20 protein-coding genes and 1 pseudogene are annotated in these 23,495 nt (G+C 74.5%); 12 read left to right on the top strand and 9 right to left on the bottom strand.

Annotated elements, in window-relative coordinates; translation table 11 throughout:
* Positions 1 to 111: 111 nt before the first annotated feature.
* Positions 112 to 1,038, bottom strand: coding sequence for a class A beta-lactamase (gene bla / locus ACFVIM_RS16725; protein ID WP_384301734.1), 927 nt, complete (start codon positions 1,036 to 1,038; stop codon positions 112 to 114).
* Positions 1,039 to 1,287: 249 nt separating this feature from the next.
* Here bla and ACFVIM_RS16720 point away from each other — a divergent pair, with 249 nt between their 5' ends.
* Positions 1,288 to 2,067, top strand: coding sequence for an SDR family NAD(P)-dependent oxidoreductase (locus ACFVIM_RS16720; protein WP_384301732.1), 780 nt, complete (start codon positions 1,288 to 1,290; stop codon positions 2,065 to 2,067).
* 244 nt (positions 2,068 to 2,311) lie between these two features.
* Here the strand turns inward: ACFVIM_RS16720 and ACFVIM_RS16715 are convergent, their stop codons facing one another.
* Both ACFVIM_RS16715 and ACFVIM_RS16710 read right to left on the bottom strand, forming a co-directional pair.
* Positions 2,312 to 2,836 carry a universal stress protein gene (locus tag ACFVIM_RS16715; protein ID WP_384301731.1) on the bottom strand — a complete coding sequence of 175 codons (525 nt, stop codon included), beginning with the start codon at positions 2,834 to 2,836 and terminating at the stop codon, positions 2,312 to 2,314.
* Between the two features lie 2 nt (positions 2,837 to 2,838).
* Positions 2,839 to 4,128 carry an SLC13 family permease gene (locus tag ACFVIM_RS16710; RefSeq protein WP_384301729.1) on the bottom strand — a complete coding sequence of 430 codons (1,290 nt, stop codon included), beginning with the start codon at positions 4,126 to 4,128 and terminating at the stop codon, positions 2,839 to 2,841.
* A 237-nt stretch (positions 4,129 to 4,365) separates the two neighbouring features.
* Here ACFVIM_RS16710 and ACFVIM_RS16705 point away from each other — a divergent pair, with 237 nt between their 5' ends.
* Both ACFVIM_RS16705 and pip read left to right on the top strand, forming a co-directional pair.
* Complete coding sequence (locus tag ACFVIM_RS16705; RefSeq protein WP_384301727.1) at positions 4,366 to 4,860, top strand: GNAT family N-acetyltransferase; 495 nt, start codon at positions 4,366 to 4,368, stop codon at positions 4,858 to 4,860.
* A gap of 603 nt (positions 4,861 to 5,463) precedes the next feature.
* Positions 5,464 to 6,450: pseudogene (gene pip, locus ACFVIM_RS16700) on the top strand (prolyl aminopeptidase); the annotation flags it as partial.
* Positions 6,451 to 6,650: 200 nt separating this feature from the next.
* Here pip and ACFVIM_RS16695 read toward each other — a convergent pair.
* Entirely contained in the window at positions 6,651 to 7,652 is a 1,002-nt protein-coding gene (locus ACFVIM_RS16695; RefSeq protein WP_384301726.1) for a zinc-binding dehydrogenase, read from the bottom strand.
* A 191-nt stretch (positions 7,653 to 7,843) separates the two neighbouring features.
* On the opposite strand from ACFVIM_RS16695, the gene ACFVIM_RS16690 reads away from it, so the two are divergent.
* From ACFVIM_RS16690 to ACFVIM_RS16680, 3 genes are all read left to right on the top strand, one after another.
* Positions 7,844 to 8,122: a hypothetical protein gene (locus ACFVIM_RS16690; RefSeq protein ID WP_384301725.1), complete on the top strand. Its 279-nt coding sequence runs from the start codon at positions 7,844 to 7,846 to the stop codon at positions 8,120 to 8,122.
* The gene (locus tag ACFVIM_RS16685) at positions 8,119 to 8,373 is read left to right on the top strand and encodes a type II toxin-antitoxin system RelE/ParE family toxin (protein ID WP_384301723.1); all 255 of its coding nucleotides are present in this window, start codon (positions 8,119 to 8,121) and stop codon (positions 8,371 to 8,373) included. Before ACFVIM_RS16690 ends, ACFVIM_RS16685 begins: the two co-directional genes overlap by 4 nt.
* Positions 8,374 to 8,820: 447 nt before the next feature.
* The gene (locus tag ACFVIM_RS16680) at positions 8,821 to 9,663 is read left to right on the top strand and encodes a hypothetical protein (protein ID WP_384301722.1); all 843 of its coding nucleotides are present in this window, start codon (positions 8,821 to 8,823) and stop codon (positions 9,661 to 9,663) included.
* Between the two features lie 258 nt (positions 9,664 to 9,921).
* Here ACFVIM_RS16680 and ACFVIM_RS16675 read toward each other — a convergent pair whose 3' ends face one another.
* Both ACFVIM_RS16675 and ACFVIM_RS16670 read right to left on the bottom strand, forming a co-directional pair.
* Positions 9,922 to 11,811 carry an NAD-binding protein gene (locus tag ACFVIM_RS16675; RefSeq protein ID WP_384301737.1) on the bottom strand — a complete coding sequence of 630 codons (1,890 nt, stop codon included), beginning with the start codon at positions 11,809 to 11,811 and terminating at the stop codon, positions 9,922 to 9,924.
* A 151-nt stretch (positions 11,812 to 11,962) separates the two neighbouring features.
* Positions 11,963 to 12,169: a hypothetical protein gene (locus ACFVIM_RS16670; protein ID WP_384301720.1), complete on the bottom strand. Its 207-nt coding sequence runs from the start codon at positions 12,167 to 12,169 to the stop codon at positions 11,963 to 11,965.
* A gap of 24 nt (positions 12,170 to 12,193) precedes the next feature.
* Between ACFVIM_RS16670 and ACFVIM_RS16665 the strand changes: the two genes are divergently transcribed.
* Positions 12,194 to 12,571, top strand: coding sequence for a hypothetical protein (locus ACFVIM_RS16665; RefSeq protein ID WP_384301719.1), 378 nt, complete (start codon positions 12,194 to 12,196; stop codon positions 12,569 to 12,571).
* Positions 12,572 to 13,301: 730 nt separating this feature from the next.
* On the opposite strand, the gene lanKC is transcribed toward ACFVIM_RS16665, so the two are convergent.
* Positions 13,302 to 15,875: a class III lanthionine synthetase LanKC gene (gene lanKC, locus ACFVIM_RS16660; protein ID WP_384301718.1), complete on the bottom strand. Its 2,574-nt coding sequence runs from the start codon at positions 15,873 to 15,875 to the stop codon at positions 13,302 to 13,304.
* Positions 15,876 to 16,217: 342 nt separating this feature from the next.
* Here lanKC and ACFVIM_RS16655 point away from each other — a divergent pair, with 342 nt between their 5' ends.
* The 3 genes from ACFVIM_RS16655 (at position 16,218) to ACFVIM_RS16645 (ending at position 18,257) form a co-directional block, all read left to right on the top strand.
* Positions 16,218 to 16,841, top strand: a complete 624-nt coding sequence (locus ACFVIM_RS16655) for a TetR/AcrR family transcriptional regulator (protein WP_384301716.1) — start codon at positions 16,218 to 16,220, stop codon at positions 16,839 to 16,841.
* The gene (locus ACFVIM_RS16650; protein WP_384301715.1) at positions 16,831 to 17,454 is read left to right on the top strand and encodes a hypothetical protein; all 624 of its coding nucleotides are present in this window, start codon (positions 16,831 to 16,833) and stop codon (positions 17,452 to 17,454) included. The genes ACFVIM_RS16655 and ACFVIM_RS16650 overlap by 11 nt, the downstream gene beginning before the upstream one ends.
* A gap of 185 nt (positions 17,455 to 17,639) precedes the next feature.
* Complete coding sequence (locus tag ACFVIM_RS16645) at positions 17,640 to 18,257, top strand: GNAT family N-acetyltransferase (RefSeq protein ID WP_384301713.1); 618 nt, start codon at positions 17,640 to 17,642, stop codon at positions 18,255 to 18,257.
* Positions 18,258 to 18,579: 322 nt separating this feature from the next.
* Here the strand turns inward: ACFVIM_RS16645 and ACFVIM_RS16640 are convergent, their stop codons facing one another.
* Together ACFVIM_RS16640 and ACFVIM_RS16635 are read right to left on the bottom strand one after the other, a co-directional pair.
* Positions 18,580 to 20,892 (bottom strand): ABC transporter permease, encoded by a 2,313-nt coding sequence (locus tag ACFVIM_RS16640; RefSeq protein WP_384301711.1) that lies wholly within the window; start codon positions 20,890 to 20,892, stop codon positions 18,580 to 18,582.
* Positions 20,889 to 21,596: an ABC transporter ATP-binding protein gene (locus ACFVIM_RS16635; protein ID WP_384301709.1), complete on the bottom strand. Its 708-nt coding sequence runs from the start codon at positions 21,594 to 21,596 to the stop codon at positions 20,889 to 20,891. Before ACFVIM_RS16635 ends, ACFVIM_RS16640 begins: the two co-directional genes overlap by 4 nt.
* A 140-nt stretch (positions 21,597 to 21,736) precedes the next feature.
* On the opposite strand from ACFVIM_RS16635, the gene ACFVIM_RS16630 reads away from it, so the two are divergent.
* The gene (locus ACFVIM_RS16630; RefSeq protein ID WP_384301707.1) at positions 21,737 to 22,579 is read left to right on the top strand and encodes a sensor histidine kinase; all 843 of its coding nucleotides are present in this window, start codon (positions 21,737 to 21,739) and stop codon (positions 22,577 to 22,579) included.
* 80 nt (positions 22,580 to 22,659) lie between these two features.
* The gene (locus tag ACFVIM_RS16625) at positions 22,660 to 23,334 is read left to right on the top strand and encodes a response regulator (protein ID WP_384301735.1); all 675 of its coding nucleotides are present in this window, start codon (positions 22,660 to 22,662) and stop codon (positions 23,332 to 23,334) included.
* Positions 23,335 to 23,495 lie beyond the last annotated feature (161 nt).

Genomic DNA, 23,495 nt, shown 5'->3' with positions numbered 1-23,495 from the left:
GCCGGGCTCCTCGTGTTCGTCGCGGTTTGGGCGGTGTGAGCCGCCGCCGCGCTGGTCCGGCGCTGTCCTGGGCGCCGGACCAGACCCCGCTCGGTCGCCGGGCGGGCCCGCTCAGTCCTGGGTGAGCGTCTCCGCGAGCAGCGTGGCGGCCTTGCGGACGGCCGCGTCATCGCGCGGCGCGGCCTCGGTGTCCTTGGTCGAGAAGATCGAGAGCACCAGCGGCCGGCCACCGGGCGCCCAGGCGATGCCCACATCGTTGTTGGTGCCGTACCGGCCCGCGCCGGTCTTGTCGCCGAGGGGCCAGTGGGCGGGGATTCCGGCGCGCATCCGGTGGGTGCTGGTGGTGTTGGCCAGCAGCCAGCCGGTGAGCAGCTCGCGGTCGGCGGGGTCCAGGACATCGCCGAGGACGAGCCGGGCGTAGTTGCGGGCGGAGGCCCGGGGCGTCGTGGTGTCCTCCGCGCGCCAGGGATCGGCCGAGTTGAGGTCGGGCTCCCAGCGGTCCAGCCGGGTGTGGGGGTCGCCGAGACCACGGCAGAAGCGGGTGACGCTGGTGGGGCCGCCGAGGTCGCGCAGCAGCAGGTTGGCGGCGGCGTTGTCGCTGTAGCTGATGGTGGCGGAGCACAGTTCACCGACCGTCATACCGGTGGCGACATTGTCCTGGGTGATGGCGCCGCCCCCGGACTCCTCGACGAACTCCGCGGTGTAGAAGCGGCGCTGGGCCAGAAACCGGCCGTCGTGGTCAAGCCGGTCCAGGACGGCGGCCGCCGCGTACGTCTTGAAGACCGAGCACAGGGGAAAGGGCCGGTCGGCCCGGTACGCCACCGTCCTCCCGGTCACGGTGTTGCGGGCGTAGACACCGAGCAGCACCCCGTGTTCCCGCTCCAGCTCCCGCAGGCGGTGTTCGGCCGAACGGTCCCCGAGCGGGTCCCGGGGGGAGCGCCGGGGCTCGGCGGCCACCGCCGCGCCTGTTCCGAGGGCCAGTGCCGCTCCGGTACCGAGGGCCAGTACCGACCGGCGGGTGGCGCGTGTGCCGGGCATCGTCACAGGGTTCTTCCCTTCCATCGTGAGCATGGGGAAGCGTCAGTGGTGATCCCATCGACCACCGCGAACACATGGATCACCACGCGATAGTCACGGCGGACGGTTGCTGTCGGGTACGGGGTGATCGGTACGGACGGCAACCAGGCAACCAGGCAGCCTGGCAACCGCGCGGCCGGGCACCCGGGTCCTCAGCCGTCCGGGCACCCGCCCTCCGGCGGTCCGGCGCGTGCGCCATAGGGTGCGGAGATGATCAGCGACTCCTATCTCTCCTCCCTCTTCTCGCTCGACGGCCGGGTCGCGGTGGTCACCGGCGGCAGCTCGGGCATCGGCCGTGGCATCGCCGGAGCCCTCGCGCGGGCGGGCGCCCGGGTGGTCGTCGTGGCACGCACCGAGAGCGATCTGACCGAGACCGTGACGGAACTGACCGACCAGGGCTGCCGGGCCGCGTGGGTCAGCGCCGACCTGGGGGACCGTGCGGGCATCCGCGCGGCGGCGGAGCGGATCACCGACGCCTTCGGCGAGCCGGACATCCTCGTCAACGCGGCGGGTGTCAATCTGCGCCCGCCGATGGGCGAGGTCGCCGAGGACGTGTGGGACACCACGATGGCGGTCAACCTGGAGGCACCCTTCCTGCTCGGGGAGCGCTTCGGGCCCGGGATGGCCGAGCGCGGCTACGGCCGGATCATCCATGTCACCTCCCAGCAGGCCCACCGGGCCTTCGCCCGGAGCGGTGTCTACGGGGTCTCCAAGGGCGCGCTGGAGTCCCTGGCCCGGTCCCAGGCCGAGGCGTGGTCACCCCACGGCGTCACCTGCAACACCCTGGTGCCGGGGTTCGTCCTGACCCGGCTCAACACCCGGCTCGCCGCCGATCCGGAGCGGGTGCGCGCCCTGGCCGCCCGGACCATGGTGGGACGCAACGGCCTGGCCGGGGACTTCGCGGGCGCGGCGGTCTTCCTGGCGAGCCCCGGCTCCGCCTATGTCACCGGCCATACGCTCTTCGTGGACGGCGGCTTCTCCGCCCACTGAGCCACCGCGCCGGGCCGTGTCCTCGACGTACCGTCCGTCCGCCGTGCCCCCTGGGTCCGGCGGCCCGGGGGCGCCCTCGGGCGGAGTCCGGGGGAGTGCCCCGGGCCCTCCGCCGTCCACCGGGGTCCATGCGCCACTCCCTCCCCTGGACTTGACCAGAGGGAGAACAACGCCCCATCGAGGACACTCCCTGACCCCGTACCGGCCGCCGGAGACCGGGGGGCGGTACGGAGACCGACACCTCCTAGGGACGGCCGGGCGGGCGCTCCGGCGGCGGCGGGAGGGTGTCCGTGCCCGGCGCCGGTCCCGGCCACACCAGCAGCAGCGGGCACGGCGCGTGGTCGACGACATAGCGCGTGGCGGGACCGAGGCTGTGCGGCCCGAGCCGGGTACGGTCGCCGTCCCGGGCGCAGATCATCAGCTCCGCCCCGGCGGCCTCGGCGACGACCTCGCGCTCGGCCCGGCCCGTACGCGCCACACGGCGGCAGGGCCGCCCCAGCCGGACCGCCGCCTCCGTGAGCAACGCGTCCGCCGCGTCCGCCGCGAGCCGCTCCACCTCCGCCCCCGGGTCCCTGCCCCAGCCGTGGAGGAGCCCGGGGCGCTCACCCGTGCGGCCGAGCAGTGAGGCGTGCGCGCCCCGGGCCACCCCGACGGCCTCCGGGGTGGTCACGTACAGCAGCACCGTCCGCCCGTCGCGCGCCGGATGGGCGCGTGCCGCGTCCACGCACGCGGGCCAGGTGCCCTCCACGATCCAGACGACGACGGCCATGGTCAGCCTCCCAGGACGGCGAGTGAGAGCCACAGCGCCACCACCGACCCTACGAGCGCGGCCGGGACCGTGAGCAGACCCAGCCGGGTGAACTCGCCCAGCTCCGCGTCGGTGTCGTGGGCGCGCAGGCTCCGCCGCCACAACAGGGTGGCGAGCGACCCCGCGTAGGTCAGGTTGGGCCCGATGTTCACCCCGAGCAGGACGGCGAGCACCGCCCCGGGACCCAGGGGCGCGGTGAGCGGCAGCAGCACCAGCACGGCCGGCAGGTTGTTGATGAGGTTGGCGAGGACGGCGCCGAGCGCCGCCAGGGCGAGGAGGGCGAGCAGACCGGTGCCGTCGGGGATGAGCCGTCCCAGCGCGTCCCCGAGCCCGTTGTCGACGACGGCCCGGACGATGACACCGAGGGCGAGGACGAAGACGAGGAAGGGCACGTCGGCGGCGTCCAGCAGGGCGCGGGGCGTGGTGCGCCGACGGGCCAGCGCGCGGACGGCGAGCACCGCCGCCCCGGCCGTGGCGGCCCACGCCGGTGAGATGCCCGCCGCCGAGGTGACGATGAACCCGGCGAGCGTACCGCCGACGGTGACCAGGGCGAAGAGCGGCATCCGTGGCTCCGCCGCCTCCTCGGGGGCCGCGGCGCCCTGATCGGTGGGGGAGGCGCCCGGGTCGGTCAGGGAGGCGAGGTCGGCGGCGAAGAAGCGGCGGAAGACCCCGTACTCCACCGCGATGGCGACCAGCCACGGCAGCAGCATCAGCGCCGCGAAGCGGGTGAACGTCAGCCCGCTCTCGGTGAACGCGAGCAGATTGGTCAGATTGGAGACGGGCAGCAGGACGGAGGCGGAGTTCGCCAGGTGCGCGCACGCGTAGACATACGGTTTGGGCCGGGCCCCGAGCCGGGCGACGGTCGCGAAGACGACCGGGGTGAGCAGCACCACCGTGGCGTCCAGGCTCAGGGCCGCCGTCACCACGGACGCCACCGCGAACACCTGCGCCAGCAGCGCGCGTGGCCGGTGCCGTGCCGCGCGGGCCACCCACGCCCCGCAGGCCCGGAAGAGTCCCTCGTCGTCACAGAGCCGGGCGAGGACGAGGACGGCCGCCAGGAAGCCGACCACGGGCGCCAGCCGCCCCGTCTCCTCCAGCGCGTCACCCAGCGGGATCGCCCCCGTGGCGATCACGAGGACGGCGGCGGGCACCGCGACCACCGCCTCCGGCCATCCCCATGGGCGCAGCACGGCGGACACCAGCGTCGCCACGAGCAGCAGGACCGAGACGGCCGTCAGCGCCGCGTCGCTCATGCGCGCCCACCGCCCGTCGCCGAATACGGGGCGGTGGTCGGGTGGGGCACGGAAGGCCGGGAAGAGAGCACGCCGGGAGCCTACGCGCGGCCCGCGCCCCGGTCCGCGGGCACCCGTTCCGGCACGCGCCCCACCCCGCCCGGCCGGGTGACCCGCGCGCGGACAGGTCACGCCCCCATCGCGGTGCATGGCGTCTGACCAGGGCCTTAGGGTGGTGCGATGGTACGTGTACGGGACATGAGCGAAGTCGATGTCGAGGCGGTCTCCGCCGTCCGGGTGCGGGGCTGGCAGACCGCCTACGCGGGGATCGTGCCGCAGTCGTATCTGGACGGCATGACGGTCGAGGACGACGCGCGGCGCCGCCGCGCGTGGTTCACCGATCCCCGGCGCCGTGGCACCGACCTCGTCGCCGACGCGGGTGCCGGCCCCGTGGGCTGGGTCAGCTTCGGACCCTGGCGCCCGGTGGACGGCGAGGCGCGGACCGGCGAGGTGTACGCCCTGTACGTGCGGCCGGACCTGACCGGTCAGGGCATCGGCCGGGCGCTGCTGGACACCGTCCACGAGCGCGCCACGGCCGAGGGGTTCGCCACGATCGCCCTCTGGGTGCTGGCCGGGAACACCGGGGCCCGCCGGTTCTACGAGCGCGCGGGGTACACGGCCGACGGGGGCGAACAGGACGACACCTACGGCGATGTCGTGCTCAGGGAGGTGCGCTACCGCCGTCCGCTGTGACCACCTCACCCGGGGCCGGGTGCGCGGCGCAGGACCGTGTCGGCCGGGGTGGCGCGGGTGCGCGCCGTACGGCCGCGACGGCCCCGGTGGCGCGAGTGGGCCGGGAAAACCGGTGCCGACGCGGCGGTGGGTATGGGTAGCCTCGCCGCCGGGCGGCGCGCTGCGCCCCCCGGCTCCCCGGAACGAGAGGCCCCCATGCCCCTGTATGAGATCCAGATCGGCGTCTACGCCACCCCCGGCGGAGTCGGACGGACGGTCGACGGCTTCCACGGAGTGCTCGACGCGTGGGCCCTGTCGGCCGAGTTGACGGTGGCGGACGGGGACGAGGAGACCGACGGGGGCGAGATGACGCTCGCCGAACTCCATGAGGAACTGCCGCGTCAGTGGGCGGTCGAGCACCCCGGCGCCGACCCCGGTGATCGCCGGATCCACGAGATCCGGGTGGCGGTGGCGCTGCCGTCCCGGCGCCGGATGGACGAGCTGTCCGACGCGCTCACCGCCACCCTGTGCCCCGAGCCCCAGCATGACGGGCCCTGCCCCGTCCCCTGGTCCGCCGGATACCGGGACCCCGACGAGACGACGGGCGCCACGAGCCGGGCCGCCCCGGGGGAGCTCCATCCGCCGGTCGAGCCCCACGCGTCGGGCATGCTCGACGTCGGCGACGGCAACGCCGTGTACTGGGAGGTCTGCGGCAACCCGGAGGGCAAGCCCGCGCTCGTCGTCCACGGCGGTCCCGGCAGCGGCTGCGGCACGACCGTACGGCGGTACTTCGACCCCGACCGCTACCGTGTCGTCCTCTTCGACCAGCGGGGCTGCGGCCGCAGCACCCCGCACGCCAGCGACCCGGCGACCGGGCTGCGCCACAACACGACCCCGCACCTGATCGCCGACATGGAACGGCTCCGCCGTCATCTGGGCATCGACCGCTGGCTGTTGTACGGGGGTTCCTGGGGCTCCACCCTGCTCCTGGCCTATGCCCAGCGGCACCCCGAGCGGGTCTCCGAGATCGTGATCAGCGCGGTCACCACCACCCGGCGCTCGGAGACCGACTGGCTCTACCGGGGCGTGGGCCGTCTCTTCCCCGAGGCGTGGGAGCGGTTCCTCGCCGGGGCCCCGGGCACGCCCCGCGACGGCGATGTCGTCGCCGCCTACGCCCGGCTGACCAACGACCCCGACCCCGCCGTACGGGAGCGGGCCACGGACGACTGGTGCGCCTGGGAGGACACGGTCCTCTCCGGCGAGACCCAGGGTGCCTTCCGCACCTATGGAGACCGGCCCTCCGCGGCCCGGCTCGCCTTCGTGCGGCTGTGCGCGCACTACTTCTCCCATGGCGCCTGGCTGGCGGAGGGGGAGCTGATCCGCGAGGCGGGGCGGCTCGCCGGCATCCCCGGTGTCCTGATCCACGGGCGGCTCGACCTCGGATCACCGGTGACCACCGCGTGGGAGCTGGCGCGGCGCTGGCCGGGGGCCGAGCTGACCGTGGTCGAGGAGGCGGGGCACCTGGGGGACGCGACGACCCGCGCCCATGTGCTGCGGGCGCTCGACCGCTTCGCGTCCCCGTCCCCTCGGGTGCCGCCGCCGTCCGTGTGACGGCCCCGTGTCGTGTCCGCGGCTCTCGCCCGGCGCGCGACGCCCGGCTCCCTCCGGGCCTGGCGTGCCGGGTGGCGATGCCCCCGGACACGCAGGCCCCTCCCCCTGGACGAAGACCAGGGGAGGACGGCGCCACCGCGCGGACACGCCCTGTCGGCGGGCCGTGTGACGACCTGTCCGCCAGGGCGCGTCAGGGCACGTCAGGGCACGAGGACGACCTTGCCCATGGTCGCCCGTGTCTCCAGGGCCTGGTGCGCCAGCGCGGCGTCGGCCAGCCGGAACCGCTGGACGGTGGGCCGCAGCCGTCCCGCCGCCGCCTCGGCGAGCGCGCGGTTCTCCAGATGGCGTATGGTCCCGCCCGCCCGGCGCAGCATCTCCGGCCCGAGCACCAGCTCGGAGCTGATGCCACGGGCCGCGAGTTCCTCGTCCGGGAAGCTGAGCGGCTCACCGTCATGGGGACCCTGTCCCATCCAGCCGTAGACGACGTGCTGGCCGCCCGGCCCGAGGAGGTCGACGGCGGCCCGTGCCGTCGGCCCGCCGACCGCGTCGAAGACGACGGTGGCCCGGCGCTCACCGAGGTACGCGGCGACCTCGTCGGCCCAGTCGGGCCGGGTGTAGTCCACCGCGAGACCGGCGCCGAGCGCCTGGACATGGGCGACCTTCGCCGGACCGCCCGCCAGGCCGATCACGGTGCCGCCCGCGTTCGTGACGTACTGAACCAGCAGTGAGCCCAGTCCGCCCGCGGCGGCGGTGACGATCGCCACGGTGCCGGGGCCGGGCGGTGTGACGAACTGGACGATGCCCATCGCCGTGCGGCCGGTGCCGATCATGGCGACGGCCTCGGCCTCGTCGAGGTTGTCCGGGATCTCCTGGAGGCGTTCGGCGTCGGTGACGGCGTGTTCGGCGTAGCCGCCGGGGACCATCCCGAGGTGGACGACGACCTTACGGCCGAGCCAGGCCGGATCGGTGCCCTCACCGAGGGCGTCGACCGTGCCCGCGACCTCGCGGCCGGGGATGGTGGGCAGTTCGGCACGGGTGTGGGTGGGGCCGCTCTGCCCCTGGCGCAGCGCGGTGTCGAGGACGTGGACGCCCGCCGCCGCGACGGCGATCCGTACCTGACCGGGGCCGGGGACCGGGTCGTCGACCTGCTCGTAGGTCAGGTTCTCCGCGGGTCCGAAGGCGTGGAGGCGGATGGCGTGCATGGCTGAACCCCTTTGTGGTCGGTGCGGTGTGCGGTCGTGCCGCCGTGCGAGCACTACCCTCTGACCTCAACTTTGGTTGAGGTCAAGTGGCGGCGCTCCGCCGGATCGCGCGCGCGGTCCGTGCGCCCTCCCCGGCGTCCGCGCCATGTGCCAGGCTGACCGGATCGGCCCGCAGGGGGAGGAGAGCGCTGGTGCTGACGACGGTGGTGCGGGGACGGCGCGTCGAACTGCCCAACACCCTGGGCGAGATCAGGGCCCAGCTGCCCGAGGAGCGCAGGGCCGAGTTCGACCGCGTGATCGCCGCGACCCCGCTGGAGCAGGTGCGGATGGTCGCCATCATGCGCTTCGCCCTGCCCGATGAGGCACAGCGGGAGGACGAGGAGATCGTCGCCCGGCTCGACGCGGGGGACTGGTCGGGTGTCCTCCACGAGGACGGCACTCCGGTGCGTCCCGGCGAGGACGGCCGGTGAGCCGCTACGAGGTCCGCTACACCGCCGAGGCCGAACACGGTCTCGCCGCCCTGTCGGCGGCGGTGCGCGGCCAGGTGAAGACGGAGATCGCCGCCCGGCTCGGCCGGGACCCCTACGGACACCACTCCGCTCCCGTGGGCGGGGACAAGGACCTGCGTACGGCGAACATCGGACGCTTCGTCATCGTCCGCTACCGGGTCCACGACGGTCAGTTGCTGGTCACGGTGGTACGGGCGGTCGCACCCTGGTAGACGGTGACGGCTCCGCCACGGTGGTGACGGCGGAAGTGCCTGTGGCCTGGACGCGGGCCTGGTCCGGCACCTTCCGTACCGTGCGGGGGAGAGCGGCGTCAGTGTCCCGCACGGGAGAGGACCCCACGATCAGGTGGTGATCGCGAGCGCCGTGCCCACCGCGTTCCCCGGGCGCGAAGGGTGGGGACCGCGACCCTGACACCGCCGCGAACCCGCCGTCGCCGGGCCCGCCGTGACGGCCTGAGACGGCTCAGGCACCGTCCCTGGGCAGGTTCCCGGGACCACGGGGGTTCACGCCGCCGGATCCGGGGCAGACCCGCACAACAGCGCCCGCTCGGGCCGGAAAGCCGTCAGGGCCGCCCCCGCCGCCCTGTGGGTACACATCCGGAGTGGCTACGATGCGGCGTCACACGTCAGGTACAAGCACCCGGCAATCAAGGAGTGGTGATGACCAACGAAACCCCCGGTCCCGGCAAGGACGGCCTCAGGGGCCAGTACGCGACGCAGTTCGCCGCCGAGTTGGAGAAGAACGAGACGGAACAGGCCCATGTGCGCGTACAGCTGGCGGAGCTCGACGCGCGGCTGAAGCAGCTCCAGAGCGACGAGGGGTGGCTCTCGCGGATGCTCGACACCGCGACCACGGCGGCCGGGGAGCGGGGTGCCGCCCAGGAGAGCCAGAACGGTGTGGTGGATGACACCGCGTCAGCCGACGTCGCCCCTCCGGCCGAGGCCGCGGCCACCCCGGCTGCTGACACCGTGTCAGCCGAGGCGGCACCGCGATCCGAAGGCGAGACGGCCAAGGCCGCCAAGCCCGCCAAGGCCGTGAAGGCCACCGGGGTCGCCAAGCGCGCCACCCCCGCGAAGGGCGCGGCCGCCGTGCCCAAGCCGCGCCGCTCGCGGGAGTCCAAGCCCGCCACCGGCGGGCGGCGGAGCGCCACCTCCGACGCCACCGCCGCCACCGACGCCACCGCGGGCCGCGCGACGGCCACGGCCGCGGCGGCACCGGACGCCAAGCCCACGCTGCGCGCGGCCGTGCTGGAACTGCTCCGGAAGACCGTTGAGCCGAGGACGGCGAAGGAGGTCGCGCAGGAGGTCGCGCAGGCCCACGCCCATCTCCAGACGACCGTCGCCGTCGTCCGGGACGCCCTCAACGCGCATGTCGCCAAGGGGCGGGTGCAGCGGGAGACCAAGCAGAAGGCCGTCTGGTACTCGGCGACGGCCGACGCCGTGTCCGGCGCCCCGCAGGCCGACGCCGGGGCCACGGCCCCGGCCGGTGCGGCGACCGCCTGACCCGGCCGTGTGCCGTCCGGTGCCGGGCGGCACCGGACGGCACCGTGGCGGCCGCCTCCGGCCACTGAGCGCCGCGGCCGTGGGCCCGGCTTATCCGTCGCGGGTGCGCGCCTCCGGGACGCCGGAGGGACGCCGGGCACCCTCGGATACGGGCCAGGGGAGTGCCTCAGAGGTCTCGGGCCGGTCGCCGCCGGCGGTGGACGGTGCGCGAGGGCCTCTGAGGCACTCGTACCGGAGACCCGGGTGTTCTCGGTGTTCTTATCGGGGCGCGCGGCCCAGCAGCTGGGCCAGCCCCCGGCGGGTCGTGGCCAGGACCACCCGGTCCTCGGGGCCCAGTACCTGACCCGGATGCAGATCCCAGACCAGGCCGGGAGCGCGCGCTCCGGCGGACCCGCTGGGCCGCGCCGACAGATCGGGGCTGCGCTCGCCCGGCGCGGTGGTGTCCAGGGCGATGACCCGCCAGGCACCGGGCCGGAACGCCTCCGCGACCGTACGACCCTCCAGCCGGGGGTTTCCCGCCACATCGAGGGCGGCGATGAGCAGCACCCGGCGTTCCACCGGTATGGCGCCCAGGATCTGACGTCCCATCATGGCTCCGGCGAAGGCGGGCGCCGCCAGACTGGACACACTGCGGCTGCGGGTGAGGGCATGGGGGTGCGTGGTCCGCAGGGTGCGGTACACGGCGGTGGCGAAGTCGTCGTCGTACAGCCGCAATGCCACGCGCAGCGCGGGCCGTACGGTACGGGCGTACAGCGCGGCTTCCAGATTGGTGGTGTCCGTGCTGGTCAGGGCGAGCAGCGCATGGGCGCGGTGGACCCGGGCGCTCTCCAGGACCCCCTCCTCCGTGACATCGCCGAGGATCACGGGCACCCGTAGCTGACGGGCGAGCGCCACACCACGTGCCTCGGGGTCGGACTCGACACACACCACCGGGATGTCCAGCTCCCGCAGCCGTCCCAGCACCCGGGTGCCTATCTTGCCCAGCCCCAGCAGGACCACGTGCCCGGAGAGACCGCGCGGCGGTCGTCGCAGGGCGGTCGCCGTACGGAAGGCTCCCAGGGCCTCCAGCAACCCGGCGACCAGCAGGGGAAGCAGCAGCAGCCCGACGAACCCCGCCAGGAGCTGGAGCAGCTGACGGTCGGTCGACTCGTCCACGGCGGGGTCGCCGATCGCGAACAGGTCCAGCAGGGTCAGATGGACGGCGTTGAGCGGGTGGGTGTCCGTGGTGACCCAGGCGGCCACCGCCAGCCCGGCGACGGCCGCCACGATCGCCGCGAACGACCAGAGCACCCGGCGGGAGAAGAGCGAGGCCACCGGCAGCGCGGTGGCGCTCAGCCGTCGGGGGGACGCCTGCGTGGGATGCCGCACGGCTTCCAGGGCGACGATGCCCCGCCCGGTGGCGGCCGTCACGGCCTGATCGTCCGGCAGGAGCTGCGGCCCCTGGTCGCCGCTGCTGTCGGAGCCGTCGTTGCCCGCCGGGTCGCTGGAGGTGGCCGAGAGCAGCGCCAGGGTGCACAGCCCCGTATCGGCGACCTCACCACGGCCGGGCGGGGTGCGCTCGACGGCACGCAGCAGCAGGCCGTCCGCGTGGATGACCTTGCTGGTCCCCGCCACGGCGGTGGCGGCCAGGGCGGGGGCGGCGGTGTCGGCGTCGGACAGGACGGTGGTGGAGGCGTCCAGCCAGCCCGTGCCGAGTTCGGGGGCCGCGACCGAGGCCGCCTGGTCGAGCAGTTCCTCCAGATGCTGGCCGAGCTTGCGGTTGTAGAGCCGGATCACCAGCCGCAGCCGGGGGTTGAGCCGTCGGGCGATGAGCGCGGCGCGGATGTTGGCCTCGTCGTCCTCGTACACCAGCGCCAGCGCGCTGGCGCGCTGGACGCCGACCGCGGTCAGCAGGGCGTCGTCGGCCTCGGACGCCGCGACCAGCCGGGGCGTGCCGCCGGGCGGGCGGGCCGAGGACCTGGTGCGGTCGGTGGTCATCGCGTTCCGGCCGAAGAGCGTCAGTGCCCGCAGCCCGCGCGGCACGCGCCGTCCCGGTTCCCGTGGTGCGGGCCCGTCGTCGGGGACGACGAGGATCACCTGTTCTCGGTAGACGTCGCTCAGTTCGGTGGCGAGCCGGTGCGCCAGGGCATCGTCACCACAGACGACCATAGGGCCGTGCGGCGGGGGCTGCTGGGTCCACGGAGAGAGGATTGACACGCGCACATCATGCCTGGCCAGGGTTCTGTGGCCGAGTCAGCTCCGGTGCGGCGTCGGGTGACTGGGCGGAGCGGGCGGTGCGCCGGGGCGGCCGCCGGGGCCCCTAGGACTCGGGCGCCGCCCCGCCGGGAGCGGCGGCGGCGCGCGGCTGTCCCCAGGTCAACGGGTCGAGCAACAGAGAGAAGCGCTCGTGGTCCCGGTCGAGCGCGATGCCGTACCGCTCGGCGAACCGCTCCTCCTGGCGTTCGGCCCGCTCGGTGTCGGGCCAGGTCTCCCGGGCCGTGGCCGGCAGCGGGGCGTGGCCCGGCACCGGCCGGAGGCATAGGCTCGCGGTATGGATGGGTTACTGGGGTTACTGGCCTTCGTGGGTGTCCTCGCGGCGATGGTGGGTCTCTTCGCCGGGCTCGCGCTGCGCATCCGCCGACGCGGCCTCGCCGGAGGGGCGATGAGTGCCGCGCTGGCCTCGTACGAGGAGGCCTTCCGCGCCACCGCCCATGAGGCGCACCACGAGATCCGGGCGCAGACGGAGCGCAAGGCGCCCCTGCTGTCGCCGGACGACGACTGGCGGCGGGCTCCCGGCGCGGCGGACGAGCCGGAGACGGCGGAGTCGCCGGAATCGCCATCACGGTCACCGGGCCGGGGCGACCGCTCGTCGCGGCGCCCACGGCGGGGCCTGGCACGCTGGGTCGGCCGGGCGCGGCACGGACGCTGACGGTCGCTCGGGACCGGGACCGGGACCGGGACCGGGGCCCTTGGCCCGTTCGCCGGGCCCGGACACGCCACGTCCATCCGACCGGGCTCGTGTGCTCTTTCCCGATGCCCGATGCCCGATGCCCGATGCCCGATGCCCGATGCCCGATGCCCGATGCCCGATGCCCGATGCCTCACGGGCCGGGAGGACGCCGCCGCCCTGACCGAGCGCAGGACTCCGCCTCGCCGGATCCGGCCTGGTCCGGCCACCACCGGGGGCGCCGGGCGGTGGACAACCGCCCTGCCCGGCGCTGGGCCGACCGTGTCCAGGACGCCGGAGAGGGCATGTGACCCGCGCTGGGAGTGAGCCACATGCCCTCGGTGCCCCGGCGGTCAGCCGGGGCGGTGGTGGAGGAGCCGATCGTGGGGGGAGACTCCTCCACCGGGCCGGGGTGGACGGATGTGTGTGCTCAGCCGCCCACCCCAGCGGTCGTGGCGCCGACCGTGGTGGTTATACCGCCGCGGTCATCAGCAGGCGATGAAGCTCCACCAGCTGCCGCGCGGGTTGCTCGTCAGCTCGTCGTGGGCCTGGAGGTCCTGGAGGTCGTACAGGGCCATGGTGCTCTCCTTTCGTCTGACCCCGCCGTGGCGGTGTGCCGTGGCGGGGCCGTTTCTCCCCGGGCGGATGTCCCGGGGACATCTGGGCCGCTCGTAGGAGCGGGTGTTGGGCGAGGACCGGCGGCGGACCCCCGTCAGAGCAGGAAGGGCAGGCTCACTCCGCTGTCGGCGGGGGTGCCGTGGGCCGCCGCGAGGGCCAGCAGGATCCCGGCGCCGCCGGTCGCCAGATCCATCGACAGCCGCAACAGCTGGTTGCCGGGAAAGGCGATTCGGCCCCGGCGGCGCAGTTGGTGCCAGGTGAGGCCGTCGACCTGGGCCGCGAGCCGCTCGCGGACCCCGGGATCGCGGCCCGGGTCCATCGCGTGGAACAGGACCATGCCTGCCCGTCCCTCCAGGAGCCCGGGGAAGACGTAGTAGTTCACCTGGGCCGCGAGCCCCGCCCCGTGCAGCGCCGCGGCCAGATCCGGCTCCGTCCGGTGCCGCAGCCAGCGCTGGAGCACGAGGCCGATGCCGGTGCTGCCCGAGTGGAGGTAGGGGTTGACGCGCCACCCCTCGTCCACCTCCAGGGCTCCGTCGGCGATGGTCACACAGCGCTGGAGGTCCAGCCGGAGCGCGGTCGCCGCCGCGTCGAGCCAGGACGGATCGCCTTCGCTCTCGTACAGCCGGGTCATCAGCAGCGCGGGGCCCGAGGCGCCCCGGAGCAGTCCGGCGGGGGTCGCGCGGCTGGGGGGTTCGGCGCGTCGGGCGCGGGCGAGGACACGGTCGCGCACCACCGAGGCGAGCGCCAGGCCACGGTCGTGGAAGTGGTCACCGTGGCCCCGCGCGGCGAAGTCGAGGAGGGCGAGGGCGATGCCGGAGAGACCGGAGTACAGGCCGCTGTCCAGGGCGTCGGGGTCCACCCGCGTGTGCTGCTCCAGCAGGGCCAGGGCCTCGGCGGGCCGGCCCAGGCTCCGCAGGACGTAGGCGATGCCGTGCGCGCCGTCGTAGAAGCCGGGTGGCAGCCCGGCGGCGGCCGCGCGGGTCCGGCGCGTCAGCCAGCCGATCTGGTCCTGCGGGACGGGCGCGCCGCTGGCCCCCAGGGCCCACAGGACGCCCGCCGCCCCGTGCGCGAAGTCGAGCCCCCCGGCGCCGGTGAACTGCGCGATGTCGCCGGGGAAGAGCCGGTCGTCTCGCGTGGGGGTCGCGCTGTCGGCGATGGCGGCGGCCAGGGAGTCACGCAGCGTGGGCCAGCCGTCGTGGTCGAGCGCGATCCGGGCCCCGTCGTCCGCCGGGACGCCCGCCGGTGGCGCGTGGGCGGTGAGCGTGGTGACCACCTCGTCCAGTGCCATGGATGGCAGGGCGAAGGCGTCGGTCGCCTGGCGTGCCAGATCGGCGGCCTTGCCGGGATCGAGCGGGACGAGGGTGGTCAGCGGGGCCAGCAGCGCGAGCCGCAGCGCGGCGAGCGCGTAGGTGTCCACGGCGAAGCCCTCGACGGCCGTGGGGGCGCTGAAGCCGGGTGTGGCCAGGGTCAGCCGCCGGGGCAGCTCCACCGGCCAGGCCACCTCGAAGTCGACGAGGACGGCGCGCGGAGGCCGCCCCTCCTCCTCGCACACGATCACATTGGACGGCTGGAGGTCGCCGAAGACGATCCCGTGGCCGTGTACCGCGCGCACCGCCCGTTCGACGGCCGCGCAGACCCGGTCCACGAGATCGCGGTAGTCGGCGATCCGGCCCGCGTCGGCCGAGGCGGTCGAGAGCGGGTTGCGATCGGCGTACAGATCACTGACGACGGTTCCGTCGATGAACTCCTCCACCAGGAACTCGCTCTCCCCGAGGGCCAGATGGGCGACCACCTTCGGGACGCAGTCCAGCGCCCGCAGCCGGGTGAGCATGTCCTGTTCATGGCGGAGCCGGGTGACCGCGTCCTGCCCGGCGGCGTCCAGCCCGGCGTGGTGCCGGGCCTCCTTGATCACCAGCCTGCGGCCGGTGGCCCGTTCCCTGGCCTCGTAGACGCCGCCGCCGTTGGAGAAGTGGAGCGCGCGGACGATCTCGTACGGGAAGGAGTCCAGCGTCAGCCCGGCGCGCCGGTCCAGCTCCGGCTGGAGGAAGGCGGGCACGGTGACCCAGGCGGGGGTGCGGAAGACGGGCCCGCGCGGATCGGGCACGAGTCCGCCCTCCGGGGTCTCGACGGCGGGTACGGCCCTGCCGCGCTCGTCGACGACGGAACGCTGACGGAAGGCGCCGTACCGTACGTACAGCGGCCCCTCGCGCCAGCGCAGGTCGCTGAGGATGTACGGACCCTCCTGGCCGTGGAGCAGCTCGCCCAGCTCGTCCAGGACGCGGGCCAGGGTGAGTTCACCGGCCGGGTAGATCGTCGCGAGCTTGCCGCTGGCGGAGCGGTCGGCGTACTTGGAGTTCTTCAGCAGGAACTCCAGCGGCCCCGTGGTGACCTTGAAGGGGAGGCGCTCGGCCAGGCAGTACTCCCAGACCGTGCCCGCCGTCCTCTCGGCGTCGGCGGGCGTCGCCGACACATGGATCTTCCACCCCTGTGCGGGGAGCGAGGTGTCACGCGGGGCATAGGACCGCCAGCCCTGGGGACACGCGCGCCACCACTCCGGCGGCAGCTGGCGGCGGTGGACGTCGAAGAGGTCGGCGGCGGTCCGGCCGTGTCCGGGCGTGTCGTAGAACTCCCGGTCGGCCTGACAGAACTCCTGGTACCGCGGATCCATGCGCTCTCCCCTTCGGCGCGGATTGCCTCGCTGGACCTCGCCATCGTGGGGAAGCGGTGTGGCGGTTCGGTGGCCTTCGCGTGGCACCGCGCCGCGTACCCGGGGGCGCCTGCCGACCCGCTCCGGGCCGTGTCCGCGCCGCGCGGTGTACGTGCGGGCCCCCGCCCTCCGGTGGGCCGTGTCCGGGATGGAGGGCGGCGCCCGGGGTGTGACGGGCGCGACGGGGTGGAGGCTCGCCCGGGGCTCTGGTGTCACGGTGGCGCGGGGCGCTTCGCGGTGCGACCGGCGAAGACCCTTGGGGTGTACTGGTAGTACACCCCAATAGTGTGTACAGTCATTCTCATGACACCGCCCCTCCCTCGCTTCCACCGGCAACCCCCGGAACGGCAGGCCGCGATCCTCGCCGTCGCCCGGCGGCACTTCGCCGAACACGGCCCCCGGGACGCCTCCTACAACAAGATCATCGAGGCCGCCGGTATCTCGAAGACCGCCGCCTACCACTACTTCGACGGCCGGGAGGACCTCCTCGGAGCGGTCCTCGACGACGTCCTGGCGCGGCTGCTGGACGTCCTCGGCCCCTGGACACCCGCGTCCGGCGCCGACGCCTTCTGGGAGCGGCTGGAGCACGGCACCGACGCCCTGGCCCGCCATCTCGGCGAGCACCCCGACGACCTGGCGCTCGCCGCCGAGGCCGTCGCCCACGACGAGAGCGCCGCGTGGCTCGGCTGGTTCACCGCGCTGGTCGCGGACGGCCAGCGGATCGGCGTCATCCGCACCGACCTCGACAGCGGGCTGCTCGTCGCGGCGACCGCCGGGGTGCTGCGGGCGGCGGACGAGTGGGCGCTCATCGCCCTGGCGGCCGGGGGAGAGCCGGACCGCGAGCAGGTGTGGACCCTGCTGCGCGGGCTGTGGGGACAGGGCACGGCCACCGGCGAGGGGCAGGGGGAGCGGACGGATGCGCACTGATCTGGTCGCCGACTGGGAGATACCCCCGACACCGCCCGGGGCGACGGGGCGGCTGGAACGGTTCATGGGACCGGGCAAGACCCGCGCCGAGTCGGCCGTCGAGCTCGGCGGCGGAGTGCTGTGCGCCGCGCTGCTCGCGGCCGGGCTCTGGTCCCCGGCCGCCTCGGAGCCGCGCGAGAACTGGTCCGTGCTGGAGCTCGTCATCATCGCCCTCGCCGGGCTCGACCTCATCGGAGGCGTCCTCACCAACGCCACCAACGCGGCCAAGCGCTGGTACCACCGCCCGGAGCCGGGGGTGCGGCGCTCGCGCATGATCTTCGTCGCGGCCCATCTGGGGCACCTGGCCGTGGTGGGTCTGGTGGTCCTGGACGGGGATCTGCTCTGGGCCCTGGGGAACGCGGGTCTGCTGCTCGCGGGCGCCTGCGCCGTGGAGACCGCTCCCGTCCACCTCAAGCGGCCCGTGGCGGTCGCGGTGTGGATGGCGGCGGTGCTCACCAACCTCTTCTGGCTGACGGTTCCCGAGGCCCTGCTCTGGTTCGCTCCCCTGTTCTTCCTCAAGCTGCTCGTCTGTCATCTCGTGCCCGAGGCGCCGCTGCGCCGGCGCGACGGCTGACCGGCGTGCCAGGGCGGCGCCCCGCCCTGACGCCCTGACCCGGGTGGTGCGCTGCCGTGACATCCGGTCATGACCGTGTGCCGTACGGACGCCGAGCCACCCGGCCCGCCGGGCGGGGCGGCTCCAGGAGCCCCCGCCCCGGACCGCCCCCGCCCCTCACCCCATCTCCCCCGGAGGCCCCTGTCATGCCACCACCGTCAGCCGAGCCCCGTTCCGCCCCCGGACCCTGGACCGTACGGGACACGGCCTCCGAGTCCGACTGCCGGACCGTACTGACCGGGGCGTTCGCCAGGGAGTCGGCGGTCCGCTGGATCTGCGGTGACTCCACGGCCGTACGGGACGAATGGTTCGCCGCCACCCTGGCCGCCCACGCCACCCTGCCCGGTGCCCGCCGACTGACCCTCGGCGACGAGCGGGGGCGGCCGGTCGCCGCCGCCGTACTGACGCCCCCGGGCGCCGAACCGTCCGCTGGAGCACGGGCCGCGTGGGCGTCACGCACCCTGAGGCGGTGCGGTCTGGGGGCCCTGCGCCGCACCCTGCGCCATCTGAGGGCCGCCGACGCCCACCATCCGGACGCGGCCTGGACCCTGGAGTTCATCGGGGTGGTGCCGGAGTGGCAGGGGCGAGGGCTGGGGCGTCTGCTGCTCGACCATGTCGTGGCGAGCGAGATGGGGGCCGAGGGCCTCTTCCTGACGACGGCGGACCCCGCGAACGAGGCGCTGTACCGCCGGGTCGGCTTCGCCACCGAGCGGAGCGTGGAGATAGGGCCGCTGACGGTCATGCTGATGTCACGCCCGGCCTGACCGCTGGGCTCGGGCTGACCGCTGGGTCCGGGCCGAGTGGTGCGCCGGGCCCGATGGTCGGGCCCCGCCGTGTCCGGTCTGGCGGCGGCCGCCGTGCTCGGGCTGAGCAGCGCGCCCGGCCCGATGGTCCTGCCTCGTCGCATCCGGTCCGTGCGGAGCGTCCGGCCCGCTGGCCGTGCCACCGGGCCGGGCCAGGCGCTCGGAGGTGCCGGGAGGTGCCGGGAGGTGCCGCGCGCGGCGGGGCCGGCCGCCGCGCGTGCCGTCCGTACCCGCACCCATGACACCGCCCCCGCCGGACGCCCTCGCGGGCGGGACCGTCGGCCTACTCGTTCCGCAGGACCTGCGCCACCGTCAGCCGGGCCGCGCCCCGCGCCGGGATCAGCGCGCCCAGTACCGCGATCACCACCCCGGCCAGCGCCAGCCCGCCCAGGACCGGCGGCCGCCAGACGTCGGTCATCGTGGCGGGCAGGACCAGGTCCACCGCCTCCGCCATCGGTGGCACCACCAGCTCATAACCCGCCATGCCGAGCGGGATGCCCAGCAGTGACCCGGCCACCCCGAGCACCCCCATCGACACCACTGTCATCACCATGACCTGGCGGGGCGTCATCCCGATGGACTTGAGCATCCCCAGGTCGCGCCGCCGCTCCCGGGTGGTGAGGACGACCGTGTTGAAGACCCCGAGCGAGGCGACCACGGCCAGCGCCAGGGTGAGGACCGACGCGGAGCCGACGATGGTCTGGGAGGCGGTGTTGGGTCCCCTGGGGGTCGGACTGGTCCCGGGGTCGGCGGCTCGCGCCGCACGGGCGTAGGCGGCCGGATCGGTGCCCTCGCCCAGCCGGACGTGGTAGGCGATGGGCCGTTCGCCCGGGGCGAGCGCCGTCAGCGTCGGCCAGTCGGTGACGACCAGCCGTCCGTCGCTCTGCATCAGTTCGCCGACGATCAGCACCTGGGTGTGGAGCGCACCGCGCTCCAGCCGCAGCCGGTCGCCGACCTCCAGATCGTTCTGGCGCAGAAACGCCGACCCGGCCACCACCTCTCCCGCGGCGCGGTTCCAGCGGCCCTCGGTGAGCACATCGCCCAGGTCGGGGCGGTCGCCCCGGCGGCCTTCGAGCATCACCGGCTGGACCGAACCCGCCCCGCGCACGTCCACATTGGCCCGCGCGGTGACCTCCCGCGCGCCGGGCAGCGCGCCCAGCAGGGCGTGCAGCTCCCGGTCGCCGTGGCGGGGCCGGACCTCCTCGCCGTCCGCGTAGGCCATGGCGTACACGGTGATGTCATAGGCGTCCCGTCCCGCGTTCCCGAACCGGGTCATCGTCGTGGCCAGACCGGTCGCGAACGTCACGGTGGTCACCCCGAGCACCACGGCGGCCAGGGTGAGGGCGCTGCGGCCCGGCCGGGCGAACGGCAGCCCCATCCCCAGACTGACCGAGCGCGGCAGCGCGCTGCCCGCCAGCCGCCGCTGCACGGTCCGGGCCCGGCCGCGCCCCGTGGCGCTGCCCGCGCTGATCGCCCGCGCGGCGGAGAGCCGGTGGGCCCGGACCGAGGGAGCGAGGGCCGCCAGGACACAGACCGCGGGCATGCCCAGCAGGGTGACGGCGTTCACCCAGCCCGGGACGGCGACCTCGTCATGGAAGACCCCCGCGTCCGGCCCGGTGAAGACGAAGCCGAAGAACGGCCGCGCCACCAGATTGCCGACGACGGTGCCCAGCACACAGCCCACCAGCGCCGGAAGACCGACCATCGTGAGATAGACGCCGACCACCTGCCCGGGGGTGAACCCGAGGGCCTTGAGGATCCCGATATGCCGGAAGCCGGAGACCACCGCCCCGCTGACCACATGGGCGACGATCAGGACCGACACCGCGATCCCGAGGACACCGAAGGCCAGCAGATAGGGCGCGTACGCCCGCGCGGATCCGCTGATCTGGTCCTTGAGGGCGAGATGGGAACGCGAGCCGCCCAGCGCGTCCTTCGGCAGCCCCGCGTTCACGGCGGCCAGCTGGTCCCGCAGCCGCTCCTCCGTGTCGGCCGCCCGGAACCGGAACAGGACCTGGGTGGCGGTCCGGCCCAGCGCCGTGAGCTGCTCCGGGGCGACCCAGGCGTCCGCCGTACGGCTCAGGTCGAAGGCGAACCCGACGATCGTCAGCCGGGGCCCCGACGGCACCTGGAGGTGACGCCCCAGATCGGCGCGGCTCCAGTCCGACTGACGGTTCAGCACGATCTCACCGGGCCCGCTCGCCCAGCGGCCCGCCCAGAGCTCCACCCGGCCCACCGGGCCGCCCGGCCCCGGACGGCCCACGACCCTCAGTTCCTCGCCCAGGCCGAAGTGGTGCGCGCCGTCCGGCAGGGTGACCGACGCCTGGCCGTACGGTCCGGCGACGGCCGCGACCGACGGGTCGCGGACCGCCCGCGCCAGCTTCTCGTCCGAGACCCGGGCCGGGTCGTACGTGGCCACCACATGCGGACCGCGCTGCTGGGCGAAGACCGTGTCGAACGGCGCGGACGCCGCGTCCACCAGACCCAGCGCGACCACGATGGAACCGGTGGACACCAGCGTGACCAGCCCGATCACCAGCGTCTGGAGCCTGCGCCGCCGTACGGCCGCGCGCGCGGCCCGCCACACCGCCCTCACGCCAGTGCCTCCACGGCCTGCTCGCCACTCACCCGGCCGTCGGCGAACCGGATCAGCCTGCTGGCACAGCGCCGCGCCAGCCGCTCGTCATGGGTCACCAGGATCAGGGTCTGGCCGATCTGGTTGAGGTCGAGCAGCAGATCCATCACCTGCTCACCGGAGCGGCTGTCCAGGGCGCCGGTCGGCTCGTCGGCCAGCAGCAGGGCCGGACGGTTCATCAGGGCGCGGGCCACCGCGACCCGCTGGCGCTCACCGCCGCTGAGCACCGCCGGGTAGGCGTGGGCGCGGTCGGTGATCTCCAGCTCCTCGAAGAGCTCCCGCGCGCGCCGACGGGCCTGACGGGCCGGGGTGCCGGTCAGCTGCGCGGCGAGGGCCACGTTGTCCAGCGCCGACAGATCGTCGATCAGGTTGAAGAACTGGAAGACCATGCCGATGCGGCGGCGCCGGTAGAGCGCGAGGTCCCGCTCACTGAGCCGGCCCACGTCCTCCCCGTGCACCAGAACCCTGCCGTTCGTCGGCCGGTCCAGCCCCGCGACCATGTTGAGCAGGGTGGACTTGCCGCACCCCGACGGCCCCATGACCGCGACCGCCTCCCCGGCCCGTATCTCCAGCGACACCCCGTCCAGTGCCGTCGTCTCCCCGTATTCCTTGCGTACGCCGTCGAGCCGGACGACCACGTCCGGCCCGCTCTGTTCGGTGATCATGTCCGGGACGCTACGGGGGCGGGGACGCGCCGGGCATCCCTCCGGGGATGGCATCGCGCACCCCGTCTCATCCCGGGGATGCAGGGCAATGGTTCCCCCGGTTGAGGTGCCCCGCTCCCCGGTCTGCCAGAGTGTGCCGGGTGGGGGAGACACAGACATGGGCCACGGCGGCGCTGGTCGTGAGCGCGACCGCCGTGGCGCTGGCCGTCGCGCTGGTACGGACCCGGCGTCAGCGGCGGGCGGCGGTCGGGGAGCGGGGCTGGCTGCTGGAACGGGAGCGGGAGAGCGCCGCCCGCGCCGCGGTCGCCGCCGAACGCGACCGTATCGCCAGGGAACTCCACGACATCGTCAGCCACAACGTCAGTGTGATGGTGGTGCAGGCGGGCGCGGCCCGTGAGGTGCTCGGCACCATGCCCGACGCGGCCACCGCCGCCCTGCGGGCCGTCGAGGACGCCGGGCGCGGCGCGATGACCGATCTGCGCCATCTGCTGGGACTGCTCGCCCCCGAGCAGAACGGTGACGGCGGTACGGAGGGGACGGAGGGGGAGGAGCGGGCGGCCGAACTGGCGCCGCAGCCCGGCCTCGACCGGCTGGGCCCGCTGGTGGACCGGATCTCCTTCGCCGGACTCCCCGTCGAGGTCCATGTCCTCGGTGCGCCCCGCCCCCTGCCGCGGGGCGTCGACGTCACCGTCTACCGCATCATCCAGGAGGCGCTGACCAACGCGCTGCGCCACGGCGACGGAGGCAGGGCCGAGGTGACCGTACGGTACGCGGACCACGCGCTGCGGGTGGAGGTGCTCAACTCCGGCCCCAGCGCCCTGACGGGCGGCCCGCGCGCCACCACGCCCCGGGACCAGGGCACCGGCCGTGGGCTGCTGGGCCTGCGGGAGAGGGTCGCGGTGTACGGAGGGGAGCTGGACGCCCGGCGTCGTCTCGGCGGCGGCTACCGGGTCCGGGCCCGTATCCCCCTGGACCGGCCGTGAACGCGCCGGGACCGGAGGGCGGAACGGACGGCGGGGCCGGGCGCGGGCCGGACGATGGGGCCGGGCGCGGCCCCCGGGTACTGATCGCCGATGACCAGACCCTGATCCGGACCGGCTTCTCCCTGATCCTGACCTCGCGCGGGATCGATGTGGTCGGTGCGGCGGCGGACGGCGCTCAGGCGGTGGAGCTGGCCCGCCGGCTGACCCCCGACGTGGTGCTGATGGACATCCGCATGCCGGTGATGGACGGTCTGGAGGCGACCCGCAGGATCCTGCGGGAGGCACCGGAGTGCCGGGTGCTGATGCTGACCACTTTCGACCTGGACCGGTATGTGTACCAGGCCCTGTCGATCGGGGCCAGCGGCTTCCTGGTCAAGGACGTCACCCCGGAACATCTGGCGGCCGCCGTACGGCTGGTCACCACGGGCGACGCCCTGCTGGCACCCTCGATCACCCGGCGGCTGGTGGAACGCTTCGCGTCGCGGGACGACGGTCGCGAGGCCGCGACGCCCGCCGCGCACACGGCACTCGCCCCCCTCACCCCCCGGGAACGCGAGGTGCTGACCCTGCTGGGCCGGGGGCGCTCCAACGCGGAGCTGGCGGCAGAGCTGACCCTGAGCGAGGCCACCGTGAAGTCCCATGTGGCCCGGATCTTCGCCAAGCTGACACTGCGTGACCGTGCCCAGGCCGTGGTGCTCGCCTATGAGACGGGGCTGGTGCGACCGGGGGAGACCGGGGTGGGCCCGGCGTCCTGAGGGCCGCCTCGGAGGGAGAAAGGGCCGGGAGGCGGGGGGAGTACGCCTCCCGGCCGTGCGGGGGGCCCCCCCCGCCGGGGGTCGGGGAGGACCGGCCGCAACGCGTTGGTGGTGTGGAGTTTAAAAAAAAACACCCCCACCCAAACAACTATTAAAAAGTT

This window comes from Streptomyces sp. NPDC057638 (genome assembly GCF_042800315.1).
GTDB lineage: Bacteria > Actinomycetota > Actinomycetes > Streptomycetales > Streptomycetaceae > Streptomyces.
This window is presented reverse-complemented; position numbering and strand designations above follow the sequence as displayed.